Annotated in this window: 14 protein-coding genes, 1 tRNA gene and 1 pseudogene; 12 read left to right on the forward strand and 4 right to left on the reverse strand. The window is 45.9% G+C overall.

Annotated elements, in window-relative coordinates:
• The first annotated feature begins 16 nt into the window (after window positions 1-16).
• The 9 genes from ABWO75_RS05390 to ABWO75_RS05430 all read left to right on the forward strand — a co-directional run bounded on the left by ABWO75_RS05390 (window position 17) and on the right by ABWO75_RS05430 (window position 10,585).
• On the forward strand, window positions 17-1,570 hold the full coding sequence (locus tag ABWO75_RS05390) for a lipopolysaccharide biosynthesis protein (RefSeq protein ID WP_353183340.1): 1,554 nt from the start codon (window positions 17-19) through the stop codon (window positions 1,568-1,570).
• Window positions 1,570-2,511 carry a glycosyltransferase family 2 protein gene (locus ABWO75_RS05395; protein ID WP_353183342.1) on the forward strand — a complete coding sequence of 314 codons (942 nt, stop codon included), beginning with the start codon at window positions 1,570-1,572 and terminating at the stop codon, window positions 2,509-2,511. The genes ABWO75_RS05390 and ABWO75_RS05395 overlap by 1 nt, the downstream gene beginning before the upstream one ends.
• Before the next feature lie 6 nt (window positions 2,512-2,517).
• Window positions 2,518-3,582, forward strand: coding sequence for a glycosyltransferase (locus ABWO75_RS05400; RefSeq protein WP_353183344.1), 1,065 nt, complete (start codon window positions 2,518-2,520; stop codon window positions 3,580-3,582).
• 27 nt (window positions 3,583-3,609) lie between these two features.
• Window positions 3,610-4,803: a glycosyltransferase family 4 protein gene (locus tag ABWO75_RS05405; protein ID WP_353183346.1), complete on the forward strand. Its 1,194-nt coding sequence runs from the start codon at window positions 3,610-3,612 to the stop codon at window positions 4,801-4,803.
• A 6-nt stretch (window positions 4,804-4,809) separates the two neighbouring features.
• Entirely contained in the window at window positions 4,810-5,997 is a 1,188-nt protein-coding gene (locus tag ABWO75_RS05410) for an O-antigen ligase family protein (RefSeq protein WP_353183348.1), read from the forward strand.
• Window positions 5,994-6,986 carry a glycosyltransferase family 4 protein gene (locus ABWO75_RS05415; protein ID WP_353183350.1) on the forward strand — a complete coding sequence of 331 codons (993 nt, stop codon included), beginning with the start codon at window positions 5,994-5,996 and terminating at the stop codon, window positions 6,984-6,986. Before ABWO75_RS05410 ends, ABWO75_RS05415 begins: the two co-directional genes overlap by 4 nt.
• A 10-nt stretch (window positions 6,987-6,996) precedes the next feature.
• Window positions 6,997-8,733: a right-handed parallel beta-helix repeat-containing protein gene (locus tag ABWO75_RS05420; protein WP_353183352.1), complete on the forward strand. Its 1,737-nt coding sequence runs from the start codon at window positions 6,997-6,999 to the stop codon at window positions 8,731-8,733.
• Window positions 8,705-9,673, forward strand: a complete 969-nt coding sequence (locus ABWO75_RS05425) for a glycosyltransferase family 2 protein (protein WP_353183354.1) — start codon at window positions 8,705-8,707, stop codon at window positions 9,671-9,673. Before ABWO75_RS05420 ends, ABWO75_RS05425 begins: the two co-directional genes overlap by 29 nt.
• Window positions 9,674-9,838: 165 nt before the next feature.
• On the forward strand, window positions 9,839-10,585 hold the full coding sequence (locus tag ABWO75_RS05430) for a sugar transferase (RefSeq protein ID WP_353183356.1): 747 nt from the start codon (window positions 9,839-9,841) through the stop codon (window positions 10,583-10,585).
• A gap of 562 nt (window positions 10,586-11,147) precedes the next feature.
• Here ABWO75_RS05430 and ABWO75_RS05435 read toward each other — a convergent pair.
• A tRNA-Arg gene (locus ABWO75_RS05435) sits at window positions 11,148-11,219 on the reverse strand.
• Window positions 11,220-11,327: 108 nt separating this feature from the next.
• Complete coding sequence (gene ychF / locus ABWO75_RS05440; RefSeq protein WP_353183358.1) at window positions 11,328-12,428, reverse strand: redox-regulated ATPase YchF; 1,101 nt, start codon at window positions 12,426-12,428, stop codon at window positions 11,328-11,330.
• A gap of 125 nt (window positions 12,429-12,553) precedes the next feature.
• Here ychF and ABWO75_RS05445 point away from each other — a divergent pair, with 125 nt between their 5' ends.
• Complete coding sequence (locus ABWO75_RS05445; RefSeq protein ID WP_353183360.1) at window positions 12,554-13,618, forward strand: hypothetical protein; 1,065 nt, start codon at window positions 12,554-12,556, stop codon at window positions 13,616-13,618.
• Here the strand turns inward: ABWO75_RS05445 and ruvC are convergent, their stop codons facing one another.
• Window positions 13,619-14,176: a crossover junction endodeoxyribonuclease RuvC gene (gene ruvC / locus ABWO75_RS05450; RefSeq protein ID WP_502922394.1), complete on the reverse strand. Its 558-nt coding sequence runs from the start codon at window positions 14,174-14,176 to the stop codon at window positions 13,619-13,621.
• 123 nt (window positions 14,177-14,299) lie between these two features.
• On the opposite strand from ruvC, the gene ABWO75_RS05455 reads away from it, so the two are divergent.
• A complete protein-coding gene (locus tag ABWO75_RS05455; RefSeq protein WP_353183364.1) occupies window positions 14,300-15,295 on the forward strand; it encodes a lysylphosphatidylglycerol synthase domain-containing protein in 996 nt (331 codons plus the stop codon).
• Window positions 15,276-16,412, forward strand: a complete 1,137-nt coding sequence (locus ABWO75_RS05460) for a glycosyltransferase family 2 protein (protein WP_353183366.1) — start codon at window positions 15,276-15,278, stop codon at window positions 16,410-16,412. The genes ABWO75_RS05455 and ABWO75_RS05460 overlap by 20 nt, the downstream gene beginning before the upstream one ends.
• A gap of 11 nt (window positions 16,413-16,423) precedes the next feature.
• Here the strand turns inward: ABWO75_RS05460 and ABWO75_RS05465 are convergent.
• A pseudogene (locus tag ABWO75_RS05465) lies at window positions 16,424-16,608 on the reverse strand (lysophospholipid acyltransferase family protein); the annotation flags it as partial.

Below are 16,608 nucleotides of genomic sequence, written 5' to 3' on the forward strand. Positions count from 1 at the left end.
AACTATCGGCTAAACTATGCAAACAGGGAATGATAAGCTGTCCATAAAACCCGGTAATCGGACAAGACAGATTTTCTCAGGATCCATATGGGGTATCCTGGCCAAAATCACGGATGCCCTGGCCAAATTTATCACCATACCTATTTTGGTCAGTTTTTATGGTAAAGCAGATTACGGCTTAATTGCGCTTGCTTTTTCGCTTAACGCGTATTTACGTCTTATGGATTTGGGGTTTAACGTGGGTGCAGTTCGGTATTTTTCCATGTGGGTGGAAAGTGGCGAACTGGATAAAGTAGGAGCGGTGTCGCGGTCCAGTATTATTTTTTACGGTGTGGTTGGCCTGATAAACGCACTTATTTTTATTGTGATGGCTGATTTTGGTCCGGATTTATTCAACATAACCGCTAACCAGGTGCCGATATACCGGGAGATCATGTACATATTGGCCTTTTCAACGGTATTAAACTGGCTTGCTAATGTCGCCGTACAATTACTAAGTGCCAAGGATGAACTCGGTTATATCAATCGCGTCCTGTTGCTTAGCAGCGTATTTAATTTCGGAGTAGCCCTGCTTGCCATTTATTTTCAATGGTCATTGATTACTTATTTTATATGTTATACTTTATCCACACTGATTCCCATCCCATTTTATATCTGGCGGCTACGTGTTTTTCAGTTACCGGTACGCTCTTTAATTACACCGAGATGGCATGGTGCGGCATTTAAGGAGATACTGACTTATAGCCTGGCTATTTTTATCATGGGATTATTTCAACTTACCGCCAATAACCTACGACCATTGCTACTTGCTAAATTCGCTGATGGCACCGAAGTGCTGACTGATTATCGGGTTATTCAGACAATTGCCATGCTAATTGTAGCGTTTGGAGGAGTTTTCATGCAGGTATTGCTTCCGTCGTCCGCAAAAATCCACGCGCAGGGCGATCATAACCGGATGGAACGTTTAATGTTTGAAGCAACGAAATACATTTCCATTTTTCTGGCTTTGATGGTCTTTGGATTGATATTGAATGCAAATGATATTCTGCGGCTGTATATGGGCGATGACTATGGACACTTGACCGTCTGGCTATCACTATGGCTGTTGACGGTTTTATTGTCTATGCATAATACACCAGTTGCCAGTATGGTGCTGTCCACAGGAAAAACGCGCTTTTTGGTATATTCATCGGCTACAGCCTGCCTCTTGTCCTTACCAATTACGGTGGTATTAGCCACGCGTTTTCAGGTGGGAGCCGCAGTCATTGGCTATCTGGTGTATATGGTCTTGCAAATTGGATTTTTTTATGCTTATTATATTCCGAAGGTTCTAAGACTGGATGGTTTCAGGCTTTTTACAAGGGCCTTTCTTCCTGCGGCAATTGGGGGCGGAATGTGCATGCTGGTTACCCGTTATGTGACTGGATACTTGCCGGTAGCCACCGGATATGGCTTGTTAATTTTGAATTCGGTTATTTTTGTACTGTTATATGTTGTTTACCTATTCGTGTTTGTTATTAAAATGACGGATATCCACTACCTTAAAAGGGTACTAATTAGTGAAAAATAATGCCTCGGTTTTCAATTTGCATACCAGCATATAAGAGTCGCTTTTTAGCGGAATGCATTCAGAGCATTTTACAGCAATCGATTGGCGATTTCGAATTGATTATTTTAAATGATCGTTCGCCCCAGCCAGTCAGGCAGATTGTTGAGGGGTTTACAGATCCCCGTATCCGCTATTTTGAAAATGAGGAAAATGTAGGTGCATCGCAGCTCACCGCGAACTGGAACAGGTGCCTTTCTTTGGCTGAAGGCGCTTTTACGATAATTATGGGCGACGATGACCGACTTGGGAAGGAATATCTGGAAGTGTTTTCCGAACTGATAGTAGCTAAACCGGAATTGGATGTTTACCATTGCCGGAGTGTCGTCATCGATGAAGCTGGTCAACCCATGGAACTTACTCCCGCATGGCCGGCTTACGAGCGGGTGTGCGACAGCATTTGGCACCGGTTGCGTCAATTGCGGGCACAATATATTTCTGATTTTGTATATCGGACAGACGCACTTCGCCGGAGGGGAGGTTTTTATTCATTGCCGCTGGCTTGGGGTTCAGATGATATCACGGCGTTTCTTGCATCCCGTGAAAAGGGCATAGCCCACACCAATACGCCGCTCTTTCATTACAGAAGCAATAGCCTCTCCATCACCTCATCCGGCAATGACCTGGAGAAAATGCAGGCTAATATGCAGTACGCACAGTGGCTTAGCGAGTTTCTAAAAACTTATCAACCACACCCCGATGAAGTGATCGTTTACAATGCGTTGTTAACGAAACAGTTTGCGCTGATGCGGGAACGGAAACGATATACGTTGATGCTTTCCATGCGAGAGTCACCGTTACGTAAATTAGGGATGTGGTTAAAGAACCGGAAAACTTTTGGATTGACTTATCGTGACCTGCTGCTAGCCGTGGCAAAATCCATCGGACGAAAAAAACAAAATTAAATCGCCATGGACATTATTTTCAACCCACCCGTCAATAATGAAAACCAGTATATCCGTTTAATCGTAGATGAATTAAATGCCAAAGGTTATCGAATACATGCCCTGGATAACTTTTTTTCCAGTTTTAGGCATTTTAAGTCCATCAGACTGGTGCACTTAAACTGGTTTGAAAATATCGATGACAGCAATTTCTTTGCTGCATTAAAAAGCTTCTTTCGTAAAATGGTTGTGCTGACGGCCATCCGGCTAAGCGGAAAACCATTGATATGGACCATGCATAACCGTACATCGCATGAGAAGGAAACAGCTTTTTTTAGTCGAATCCTAGTATACTTTCTGCTGCGATGGACCCGCCGGATTATTATTCATACGCATCAATCGGAGCATATGCTCGCAACCATCGACAGTAAAGTAGCACGGAAGGCTGTATACATCCCACACCCTAATTTTATCGGTGTATATGGTGATATTATTTCATCGGTAATGCGAGCTGCCCCGCAGCTGCAACTGTTGTTTATGGGTATGGTAAAGCCCTATAAAAATCTGGAAATGCTGATTGGGGTTGTCCAGCAATTTCATGACAACGTACAACTGGTTATCGCGGGCCGTGCAACAGATCCGGTGTATCGAAAACAGGTTGCGAAACAAGCTGCATCAGCCGGAAATGTGGAACTCCGCCCTTATTTTATCCCTGACGAAGAACTTGCAGGCTTAATCAGGAAAGCGGATGTATTGGTGCTTCCATATGATTTGACAAGCAGTTTGAACTCGGGAACTGCTATTCTTGCGTTTTCATTAAAAAAGACCGTTATATGCCCGGAAATTGGCACCATTACAGATCTGGGCATGCTGCAGGACAGGGTGTTTCATTACCGATATGGAAATGCTGCGGAACATCGCGAAGCGTTGACCAACCAAATTGCCGGCGCACTGTTACTAAAACAGGAAAATCCATTAAAACTGCAAGAAATGGGAACGCGGTTGTACGATCATGTTGAGAAGGTACACGACCGGCGATCCGTAGGCATACAACTGGACCATATTTATCGCGCATTGGTCGAAAAAAAATAATCAAAACCGCATAGGCTATTCCGTGACATGAAAATACTCTATATTAATGTGCTGTATAGCCCTTATGTGGCAGGTGGAGCGGAGATCTCCCTCAAATTAATCGCAGAAAGTATGCAGGCGAGAGGACACGACGTAGCGGTACTAAGCCTGGCTCCGCGGGAAGGTATTCACAGCGAACAGGTAGACGGTGTCCGGGTATACCGTGCCGGATTGCGGAACTACTATTGGCCGTTTTCGCAGAAACACCCAAATGCATTCAGGCGACTGGCATGGCACTTGCGCGATCGATATAACGCCGCGATTCGGTCGGATATTGAGCATATACTCCAGATCGAGCAGCCGGATGTGGTATCGTGCCATAACCTGGTCGGCTGGTCGGTCGCCGTATGGGATGAAATTGCCCGGGCCAATATCCCATTCGTTCAGGTGCTGCACGATATGTATTTACTGTGTGCCAATAGCAATATGTATAAAGAAGAGGGAGCCTGTCATGGGCAGTGTTTCCGTTGCCGCGTGCTCCGTACCGGCCATGAGCGCCGGTCGTTGCAGGCGAGTGCCGTGGTGGGTATCAGCCGGAACATATTGGACCGGTTTAGGGGCGTTGGGTATTTTGCGGGAGTACCACACCACGTCATTTATAACGCGCGCCGTATCCCCGCCGTTTCCGGCGCACGTAAACGTGAACCAGGCGCACCATTGAAAATCGGTTACATCGGCACACTCTCGCCAATTAAAGGGGTTGAATGGTTAATTACCCAGTTTCGAAAATCCAAGGTTGAGGGTAGTCTGTATATTGCAGGCCGGGGTCAGGCGGAATATGTACGCCACCTGGAGAACCTGGTGGCGACTGACCCACGCATCACGTTTGCCGGATACGTAGACGCCGCGGATTTTTATGCAGGTATCGACCTGCTTGTAGTGCCGTCCTGCTGGGAGGAGCCACTTGGTATGGTTGCTGTGGAGGGTTTGGCAAATAATTTGCCTGTCATAGCCAGTAACCGAGGTGGATTACCAGAAACGGTTATCCACGGTGTAAACGGCCTATTATGTGAGCCCGCTGAGCCCGATTCGCTCGGAGAGGCGTTAACCGCACTATGGCAGGATAATGTACTGTATAATCAGCTTTCTCAGCGTGCGAGGCAATCTATTGCACCATTGCTTAATCCGGATCGGATGGCTGGCGAATATGAAACGGTGTTGCAAGCAGCGATAAAGAAATAAAAGCGGATGTATAACATCATCGAAAAATACAAAGGGAATATGGCTGAAGCATTATGCTGTTTTTCCATTGTGTCCGTTTTTATTCCCATCAAAATTTATCCGTTGGTATTTCTGCTGGCTGCATTATGCTTTTATGTCGATACGCCCAAGCTGCTACGCCATTATTGGGTGTTTTTTTTAGCACTGTTTACTGCTTACGCCGGGTGGGTTTTTTTGACTGATTTACCTGTCAACCATACTGAAATCATCAATTTTCTTAAACTGCCAATAAACTTTAGCTTCCTCTATTTTGCTGCTGGATGGGTGGCGCAACGAGATAATGCCACCTTGCTCCGCCGCATTGATCTTACGCTGCATGTGGTATTGGCGTTGACATTCATTCAGCTGCTTGTTTATCACGAAGCAGCCAGCTTCCAATGGATCGCTGGCAGCCCTACGTCGGCTAAGGGTAGTGCCCTATACCGGCCAACGCTCTATTTTTGGGGATTAATCGATAAAAATATGTTCGGCGCGCGCATTGCCTTATTGGGTTTCATCTATTTATTGCTGCCGGTAGTCCGGCAGCACCGTATCCTTTGGTGGCGTGTCCTACTGATATTCCTGTTGGCCTGGCTATCACTCTCACGCACCCCGGTAGTCGCGTTGCTTATTGGGGTTTACGGCCTATTGTGGTTGGTGTTTTCTGTGCGATGGCGGGTAATGCTCGTCGTGATTACACTTTTGGTTACACCTTTCGTCGCACAAAAGGTAATCCGGATAGACACGATAACCGCTTCGAATGACGGTATGGGTGTGCGGGTGGAATATTGGAAAACATTCATTGAACATTTTACAGAAATTTCCCCGTTGGGGAATGGTTTTATGAGCGGCAGCGCCTTTCTCAGCCAATACGCACGGTTTTACCATGGAGAGCCGCATATTCATAATACATTCATGAGTTGCTATTTGGATTTTGGCATCATCGGACTACTTTCCTATGGCTTATTCCTTTATTTCTTTTATCGTTTTTGTTTAAAACAACAGCCGGGGAAATCGTTTTGGTGGATCGCTTTTGCCCCGTTACTGGCCATCATGATGATCCTGTATTCTGGCTACGATAATGATATTATATTATACCTGGTGTTAATTCTGCTGCTCGGAAGTTCGCGGGCGGTGAATTTTAAACAGGTTGAGCAACGTATGATAGCGATATGATTAAACGGATACTGATTGACAAAAGATGGGCTGGTGATACCGGCATTGGCAAACTGTATCGCGAAGTAATGGCGCGTATGCCGGTGCATGTTGTTCCCTCATTCGTACAGGCTGAGGTAGGATTAGGGAACATGCTGACACCGGTAATACTTGCCAGTGAAATCCGTAAAAGTCCGGCAGATGTATTTTATAGTCCCTCGTTTATGCCTCCCTTGTATAGCCGAGTGCCGTTTGTGATTACTATACACGACCTGATGCATTTGTTTTACTACACAAAATGGCATCGGATTTATTATAAGCAGGTCATTGCCAGATGTGCGGCAAAAGCAAAACAGATCATTACGGTGTCCCAGTTCAGCAAGCAGCAGCTCGTTGAATTACTCGGTCTTCCGGATCATTTAATTACTGTAGTTTATAATGGGGTTGACGAAAATTTCCGGGAAAATACGGTTGCGTATTTTAGCGGCCGTCCCTATTTTCTGTATGTGGGCAACCGCCGGAAAAATAAAAACCTGCCGGCCATGTTAAGCGCTTTTGCCCACGCAGTTATTCCTACCGAATTCATGTTTTTTCTTTCAGGTGAAGCCGAGCCGGCATTGACCGCCCATATCGATAGGCTTGGCATTGCGCATCGGGTACGTTTTTTGGGATACATTCCGGAGCACGATCTTCCTGCGCTTTACAAAGGTGCTTTCGCAACGCTGTATGTTTCACTTATGGAAGGTTTCGGTTTACCGGTTATTGAATCCATGGCTTCGGGTACACCGGTAATTACTGCAAGTACAAGCGCGCTGCCGGAAATATCGGGGGGTGCCGCATTGTGTGTTGATCCGAAGAATGTGTCAGCCATCACGCACGGGATCGAGACCCTGGTAAATGAAAAAACGATATACCAGCACTACGTTCAGCTCGGTTATCATCGAGCGGCTGAGTTTTCCTGGGAAAAAACGGCAATGAAAACATGGGACATCATTCTCGCAACACCTTAAATATCGAATCATGATTTATCAGCTGTTGTTTTTATCTAAAACCGTGCTTTTTACTGTTATCGTGTTAGGACAGCTCCTGGTTGGTTGCAACCAACCAGGAGGAAACAATGCGGCAAAGGCAGCTGGGATCGGCCAAGTCGTAAATGTGGGTGATTACGGTGCAAAAGGCGATGGTCGCACCGATGATACTAAGGCCATACAGGCGGCTATTAATGCCGCTGATGCCGGGGATACTGTCGTCATTCCACAGGGTACATTCCTGATACAGACCATCCGTCTGCGCTCCAACGTTCACCTAAAAGGTATTGGCACCTTAAAGCAACTGACACCAAAAGACGAAGAAGATTATACACTTCAGCGGCAGCACTCCAAATGGCCATTGATCAGGGCACACCGGGTATCCGACATCGATCTGTCTTTTCGTGCAGAAACAATGAACGAGGCCATTTATGTGTCAACGAGCGAGAACATCAGCATTCGTAACAGCTACATCGTTGGCGATTCTTCAAAATTACGGTCATTCCCAGGCATTTTACTGTATCAATGCAATAATTGCCGGGTAAGCGATACTGAAATCAGTAACTATGGGAAAGCAAGGCAATCTGCATCCAGTTACCAACCCGGAACAGGTATTCGCGTACTCGCCAGCGAATACGTGACATTAAACCAGAATAATATTCATCATAATGGGGAAAACGGGATTTTTATACATGCAACTTCAGGAGTGACAATAGACCGTAATCGTATTCATCACAATGGTATGAGTGCGATACAAATCGCTTTCGGCAGCGCGGCGCTGGAAAAAGATTTCGCGATTACGAACAACCGATTTGAATACAACGCTGCCGATGCAATTGACATAAACAATCGAACAGCCCATCAGGCGATACCTATAAATGGCTTGATTGCATCCAATTACAGTACAGACAATGGGTTTGTCGACGGACAAAGCACACCTGATGGGTCAGGTATTGCCACCCTGATTAATGTAAGCGATGTGGTCATCCGCAATAATAGGTCGGTAAAAAACAACCGACCCGCACTCTACCTTGAAAATTGCGGGGAAATTGATTTTAACAACAATTATACAGATGGAACAATCGAAATTGTTCATCGGTTTACTGCTATTAACCTGCGTCAAAATACCTTTGCAAACCTGCTGTTATTGGCGAATGCAAACGGCGAATCACTCTTTTTAGATCACAATACAGTCAACAGGGTATCATTACCTACCGGTATTCAGATAGACTCACTGGTCTTTACCGGCAATCAGATAAAAAGCGGGCCCGTCCATTTCAATTTGTCTGGTCGCATTCGGTTTGAAAATAATACGCTACACAGTGAAGACCCTTTGGGGGCGCTGTTGGTCGTCAATGCCTCCAGCACCACTATCCGGAACAACCGCATTAACAGCACTGGAGGGGCGGCTATTACGACACGCAAAAGTGCCGGGCATGTACAGATCGACAGCAATGTGGTGGAATCGAGGAACGCATGCGTTTTTGACGATGGATCACCAAGAATGAAAGTAACAAACAATACGTTTGTTGCGTTGCCGGGGGGCGAACAGCAACGTACATTTATGAGTCGTAACCCGGATGGACTGCTGCTGGAAAATAATGAACATCGTGCGGGCAAGCAGGATAACTCCATCCGCTTAATCGGCCAGGGCACCGCACGGATTGTGCGAGAAAGAATAGTAACCGGTTATCCCGATTATGGATCCGTTGAAGTCACTGAAGAATGAACACAATGTATTTTTGGTTTTGAAGACAGTTAATATATATATCCCCACATTCAATGCAGGAAGCCGCTGGGAAGCGGTGCTACAGGCACTGAATCGCCAAACTTATCCAATGAATTGCAGAATACTGGTCGATTCGGGTTCATCAGACAATACCGTTGCAGCGGCGAAGGATGCCGGTTTTCAGGTTCTCAGGGTTGACAGCGCTGATTTTGATCACGGAGGGACACGCCAATTTGCTATTGAACGGTTTCCGGAGGCAGATATTTATGTTTTTTTTACGCAGGATGCTGTGCCGGCCGATGCCGATACATTAACGCATATTGTCCAGGTATTTGACGATCCGGAAGTCGGAATTGCCTATGGTAGACAACTCCCCAATCCGGATGCCACTGTGCTTGAAGCACATGCACGTTTATATAACTATTCTTCAAAAGGATATATACGGCAGTTACGCGATGCCGATAAGTACGGCGTCAAAACGATCTTTTGCTCCAACTCGTTTGCAGCTTACCGTCGGGTTGCCTTTGAACGCGTTGGCGGTTTCCCAAAAAACACGATTATGGGGGAAGATGTGATTACTGCCGGCAATCTGGTGCGGAAAGGGTGGAAGATCGCCTATGCGGCGACCGCCTGTGTATATCATTCGCACGATTATACTCTTGGCCAGGAATTCGCGCGTTATTTTGATATTGGTGTTTTCCATCGATTGACACCATGGATCATCGAGACTTTCGGTCACGCCAATAGAGAAGGACTGAAATACGCGAAATCGGAGATCAGCTACGTTGGTCGGCACAACCCGCTGCTACTACCCAAAGTCGGTTGTTCTTTTTTTGCAAAATGGTTCGGATACCAGCTTGGACTACGGTACCGGATGTTACCCCTGAACCTTCGCCGGGCTTTTTCCATGCATAAGCGATATTGGGATAAGTCGTTGTAATTCCCCGGCTACCGTCGGGTTGCCCTGATTGTGGAAATTTTCCCCACGTTTCCTCCTGTTTTTATTGACAATAGTCCCCTTACAGCCCGTTTTGGACGCCCATTGCCTTTTTACAAACATGGCACTTTATTGGTTGTTGAAACAGTATTGAATTATTGAAGAACTATGATAAGGGAAGAGCAAATACAGAAGATAACCTACCCCGGGGATAACAATATGTTACTGCATGGCGGGGTATCGCTGCAGGGGAGCATTGACGATTTCTTTACTTATCAACCAGCCTTTCGCGTCAATCTGCAGTCTATAAAAAAGCGGATTTTAGTGCATCAGGAAACCGTATTCATTAAACGGGTATTTGATGTTGTTTTTTCTTCATTGGTGATCGTTGCCGGTCTTCCGGTATTTTTGGTACTGATGCTCATTACTAAGCTGACATCACGTGGCCCGGTCTTCTATAAGCAGGAACGTATCGGTAAGGAAGGAAGACCTTTTTTTATCTATAAATTCAGGAGCATGCGTCCCGATGCCGAAAAGAACGGTCCGCAATTGGCATCCGATCACGATCCGAGGGTGACAAAATGGGGCCGGTTTATGCGCAGAACCCACTTGGATGAACTACCACAGTTCTGGAATGTGTTAAAAGGTGATATGGCTGTTGTAGGACCACGGCCTGAACGGGAATATTTTATTAATGAAATAACCAAACGTACTCCAGCCTACCGGGAACTATTCCGTATTAAACCAGGTATTACATCCATAGGACAGGTTACGTATGGCTACGCGGAAACCGTCGACCAGATGTGTGACCGGATGGCTTTTGATTTGGAATATCTTTCAAAGATGGGGCTTCGGGCAGACTTGAATATTATTTTTCAGACAGTCAAGGTAATGACCCAGGGGAAAGGGCAGTAAAAAGGGCTGGTAAAATCGGGAAAAATCAATTAAAATCAGTCGATTGGCTGATTTTTTTAATTTGGATGCTATTCAAAACGAATCAGCTTGCAGAATCCAGATCTAAAACCAAATACCCATTGCTTAATATATCCACGTTGTCTGTATTAAACCCCGATGATGTTGCGTTATCCGGATAGATAAACAGCTGGTCATGCTCCACATCGAAAATAATAGATATTACTTTATTACCTTTCGTTTCGATCATTATCTTCTGCGCCCCCTTTGCGACACCTATATTGATGGGTTTGTTAAGCATCTCTTTTATTGTTGATTATCGAAAAATCGACTACAATAAAGATGCCATTTGTTAGGCCTGCATTAGGCAAGGATTACTTGGCGCTGTAAAAATTAGGAAGGTGACATTCAGGGATTATTTTTGGAGTAGCCAAAGATAGCAGGATGGCATTCTTGAAACTCACCGGGTTCGTTGAAGGACAGGAGCGGAGGAACAATTAGTAAGGGACATTCACCAGGCATTGGTATCGGTATAATAAAAAAAGGCCATTTAAGGCCTTTTTAGTGTTCCCGAAGGGATTCGAACCCCTATCTTCAGAACCGGAATCTGAAATTCTATCCATTGAACTACGGGAACGGGATTGCAAAGATATGATTTGTCTGCGTTAATTCATATAAATTTTCATTTGGCGTAAAAATCGACAGGTTCGGTTATCTGCAGGATCTTTCACCAATGCAATACACGTTATACATTGAAGCGGAAGTGCATAATGTCACCGTCCTGCACGATATAGGCTTTGCCCTCCACACTCAGTTTGCCTGCCTCTTTTACAGCAGCCTCTGAACCGAATTTAACGAAATCTTCAAACTTGATAACCTCTGCGCGGATGAACCCTTTTTCAAAGTCAGTATGGATTACCCCGGCAGCCTGCGGCGCGGTAAACCCTTTTTCAATTGTCCATGCACGAACTTCCTGTACGCCGGCCGTAAAGTAAGTGGCTAGATCCAGCAGTTTATAGGCTGCACGGATCAGTTTGTTGACACCGGATTCCGTCAAGCCAAGGTCTTCCAGGAAAAGCTGCCGTTCTTCATAACTGTCCAGCTGCGCGATTTCCGACTCGATCTGTGCCGAGATCACCAATACTTCGGCATTTTCTTCTTTCACCGTTTCACGGATCCGGTCCACATAGCCGTTACCCGTATTTACCGATGCTTCATCCACATTACATACATAGAGGACTGGTTTTACGGTAAGCAGAGCCAAATCAGCAATAAACTCAAAGTCTTCTTCTGTAATCGGTGCGGTACGCGCAGATTTCCCAGATGCTAGGTGCTGATTGACCACACTGAGTATTTCGTAAGTGCGTTTCGCATCCTTGTCGCCTCCCGTCTTGGCCATCTTTTCCACTTTCTGGATGCGTTTAATAACCGTATCCAAATCTTTCAACTGCAATTCCGTATCAATGATTTCTTTGTCGCGTACCGGGTCTACAGATCCGTCGACGTGCACCACATTGCCATCATCAAAACAACGTAGTACGTGAATGATGGCATCCGTATTACGAATGTTTCCAAGGAATTGGTTCCCAAGTCCTTCACCTTTGCTGGCTCCTTTTACCAACCCCGCGATATCCACGATTTCAATCGTATTCGGAACCACACGCTGCGGCTTCACGAGGTCTGTCAGTGTGTTCAACCGGGCATCAGGCACCGTGATCACACCAACATTCGGCTCAATTGTACAAAATGGAAAGTTGGCTGCCTGCGCCTTAGCATTGGAAAGACAATTAAATAACGTGGATTTGCCTACATTAGGTAAGCCTACAATACCGCACTGTAATGCCATGGATACATCTGTTTGTTTAAATTGCCGCAAAGATAAAAATATCGCGCGAACAAATCCGTATCTTTGGGTATCACAGCGGAAATCAAACCGCCGGCTATGTCCAGGTATCAAAAGACACAACACAATTGGAAGCAGGAAAAATAAATGGAGAGGCATACGATGTTCGGATTTCGAAGAAGAAGCCGATATATCCGGTAACTTCCGGACTGCGTAAATACCTGCGCACTTACCAACGGGATGCACGGATGCCCATCAGCTATGCAGATCTGATGGAATTTTATGAGACATCGCCGGTAATTGATAAAAACGGTAAAGACACGCTGTGGGAAACGCCGCTGTATCCACCGCATGTACAGGAAAATCTTTATAACGGCTTAAAAATCCTTTATGCCAAACTCAAGGCATCGGGGAATACCCGTATTGTTGAACATAAATATATTGACCGGGTAGAGTATTGTGCATTTGGCAATAGCCATCCGTTCCGGATTAGGATCGTTAACCGGCTTAACGATGTCTATGACTATTTTTATGTGAAGCAGGCAGATGCTTCGCGGATATATGGACTGGAACTTGAACAGATCATTTCGCCCAACCCGGTTAACTATATCGTAGATGGACAGACATTGGTGGAAGAGCATATCGTCGGTATACCGGGCGACGTATTTACACAGTCACTGATCAATAATCCCGATTATAATCCAAAACGCATCGCCAAGGAATTTGTAAAATTTAATGAGCGATGCATGATTACCCTATTGGGTGATATGCGTGCTTATAATTTTGTCGTTCAGATTACGCCTGATTTTGATGACTTTCAGTTCCGCATCCGCGCCATCGATTTTGATCAGCAGTTTTACGAAGGCAACCCCAAAATATACATGCCGCAATTTTTTAAAGATAACCTGGCTTATGTACAACTATGCATGGAACATCTCACTGCGACAACGGTATTGCAGTACCAGCAGGAAGAACGGTCTTCTATTGTACATCGAGTCCGTAGCGAGCGTCATCGGATAGCCGCACTGCGGGATGTTTCGAATACCGAGGAATTGTCTACCGCCGTCCACGTTAAGCAATTGCGCGAAGGATATGCCGATTTTTATCGGAATGAGCATTACTTCGGCTGCCGTACCATGACAGATATTATCGAGATGAATGTGAAAAATGTGATCCGACAGGTAAAAAGTTGATTATTTTAACCGATCTGCATTGTCCTTTACAAACGCCTCCCAGCCTGTATAACTCTTTTTGCCCGCCGGCGCATGCACCTGGAATGCATGGCATACCGCTACGGCAAGCCCGTCTGTCGCATCGAGGAATTGCGGGCTTTCCTCAAATTTCAGTAACGTCTTTAACATTGCGGCAACCTGTTCTTTTGTGGCGTTACCGTTGCCGGTGACCGACTGTTTGATTTTCCGTGGCGCGTACTCAAAAATAGGAATGTTGTTATTGAGGGCTGCTGCCATGGCTACACCCTGGGCACGCCCCAGTTTAAGCATAACCTGGATATTCTTCCCATAAAAAGGAGCCTCCAGTGCCATACAATCTGGTTTATACTGCGCGATCAGCGCACTGGTTTTTTGAAAAATACGCTGTAATTTAAGGCCGTGATCATCAAGATGACCAAGCTTGATGACACCAAGGCTGATCAAGGTGAGCGTATTTCCCACCTCCCTTAACACACCATAACCCAATACCACTGTTCCCGGGTCAATACCCAGGATAATTCGTTCACTTGCCTTGGTCATGCGCATGGTACAATATTACGGTTTTCAATTGAACCTATTGACCCTGAAATGGAAAGTTTGGCGAAAGTTGTTCTGTTCTCTCCGTAGGGGATAAATGCCGCATTCCATAAAAAATTAGTAACATTGCACGCTAAAACACTGGGTTTGACCAACAGGGCAAAAAGGATAGCAGGTATTGTCATTAAGATTACCATTCTACTACTGGTGGCTTGGGTACTTTATCATAAACTCAATAACCATCAAAATTTGATGGAATTCAACCGGTTAATGCGTAACCTTGGCGCCGGTACCGTAGCCATCACATTAACGATTGTTGTGGTACTCATGTTTGTCAACTGGATTTTAGAGGCAGTAAAATGGAAATACCTATGCCGGTATATCGAACGGATCAGCCTTTGGCAATCCATTCAGGCTGTTTTCTGCGGACTTACCTGGGCCGCCTTTACGCCCAATCGGATTGGCGAATACGGTGGTCGGGTTATGTTCCTCAAACCCCGTAAACGTATTTTTGGCGTGGTAGCCATGGGCGTCGGTGCACTGGCGCAGCTCGTGCTAACCAGCGTGGCCGGATCTTTGAGTATCGCCTGGTTTACCATTCGTTTTTTTGACATCGGATGGTGGGGTGAGATCGGAATGTGGGTGCTGGCAATCAGCTATGCAGGAATTTTCCTGCTGCTGTATTTTAACGTGAGGTGGATCGATCGGCTGATCCGGCACATCGGCTTCATGAAGCGGTTTTATCGTTTCTTTGAACTGCTGAACCGCTACGACCGTCGCGAATTAACCGTCATCTTTCTTCAGTCTCTCGGACGTTTTGTGGTATTTACTTCACAGTACTGCATTCTGATGCTGGTGCTTATTCCCAGTATTGATTTTATTCCGATGCTGTTGATGATCTTCATCCTGTTTTTTGTGCAGGCAGCACTCCCCACACTGGACCTGTTTGATTTTGGCCTGCGAAGCGTGACAGCAAGTTACCTCTATAGTCACATTACCGATCACGATATTGCGGTGATGGCGATCGCTTCGTGTATTTGGTTCATAAATCTTATATTGCCTGCCATTTTAGGCTCGGTATTCGTTTTAAAAATTAACTTCTTTGGCAATACAACTCATTAGCACCTTACTTGCTGTATTTGCGGTGGTGTACATGGTATTGGTCTGTTACATGCGTAGGGGATGGCACATTTTACCCACCGTCGCTACGCAGCAGGAGCCCGGCGCGGCTGTAACGGTTAGCATTTTGATCGCAGCCCGCAACGAAGAAGCCAACATTGCACGTACACTCACGGATATCCTGGCACAGGAATTTCCAAAAGAACTGCTGGAGATTATTGTAATAGATGATCACTCCACTGATAATACATCGGCCATCGTTCAGTCTTTCGCCGGTCAGGGCGTGAAACTGCTTAAAATGAACGAATCCAGGCCGTTGAATTCATACAAGAAAAAGGCGATCACGGAAGCGATTGCCATGGCTAAGGGCGATGTGATTGTAACCACCGATGCCGATTGCCGGATGGGACCGAAGTGGTTGGCTACTGTCATCCATTATATGGAAAGTCACCAACATTTTCTGGTGTCTTCCCCCGTTGCCTATTCGGAAGAGCGCAGCTTTTTCGAAACGCTGCAGACACTGGAGTTCCTTTATCTCATCGGATTGGGTGCTGCAGGTATAGGAAATGGTTATCCATCCACATGTAATGGTGCCAATCTCGCTTACCGACGGAAAGTATTCCATGACCTTGGCGGATTTAACGGTATTGACCGGCTAGCTTCCGGCGACGATGAATTATTTCTGCATAAAGTAACTGCGAAATATCCCGGACGGATCGGATTCTGCAAGTCGCGCCAAGCCATTGTATATACCGACGCGAAAAGCAACCTGCGGGAATTTATTAGCCAACGGAAACGGTGGGCCTCAAAAAGTACACAGTACAAAAACAAGGGGATTGTGGCTCTGGGAGTTGCCATATGGCTTTTCAACCTGCTGCTGTTGCTGGCAGGGGTAGGCAGTTTCTTTATCGGCAGCCTGTTCAGCGTATTTATCGTCGCTTTCGGGTCGAAATTACTCGTTGAGCTGATTTTTCTTTATCCGTTATGCCGCTTCACGGAACGAGTTTCTCTACTCGGGTACCTCCCTGTGCTCTCGCTGTTGCACATTATCTATATGGTTTATATCGGTCTAGCCGGAAACGTCGGGAAATACGAATGGAAAGGCCGATACGTGAAATAAGATAACGTGCGCTATCGGATTTTACTCCGGATACGCGCCTCGGCCTCTGCTACCACATCTTCCGGAGACTGTCCCTGGGGATCGATAGGGGGTAACACTTCCCATGACATGCTGAGAAACGTGTTAAGCGGGAAGAATCCATAACGTACCATCTGCCAGGAGTTATTGATGGCAACCGGTACGATCAACGCATGGG

Source organism: Parapedobacter lycopersici, from assembly GCF_040395035.1.
Classification (GTDB): domain Bacteria; phylum Bacteroidota; class Bacteroidia; order Sphingobacteriales; family Sphingobacteriaceae; genus Parapedobacter; species Parapedobacter lycopersici_A.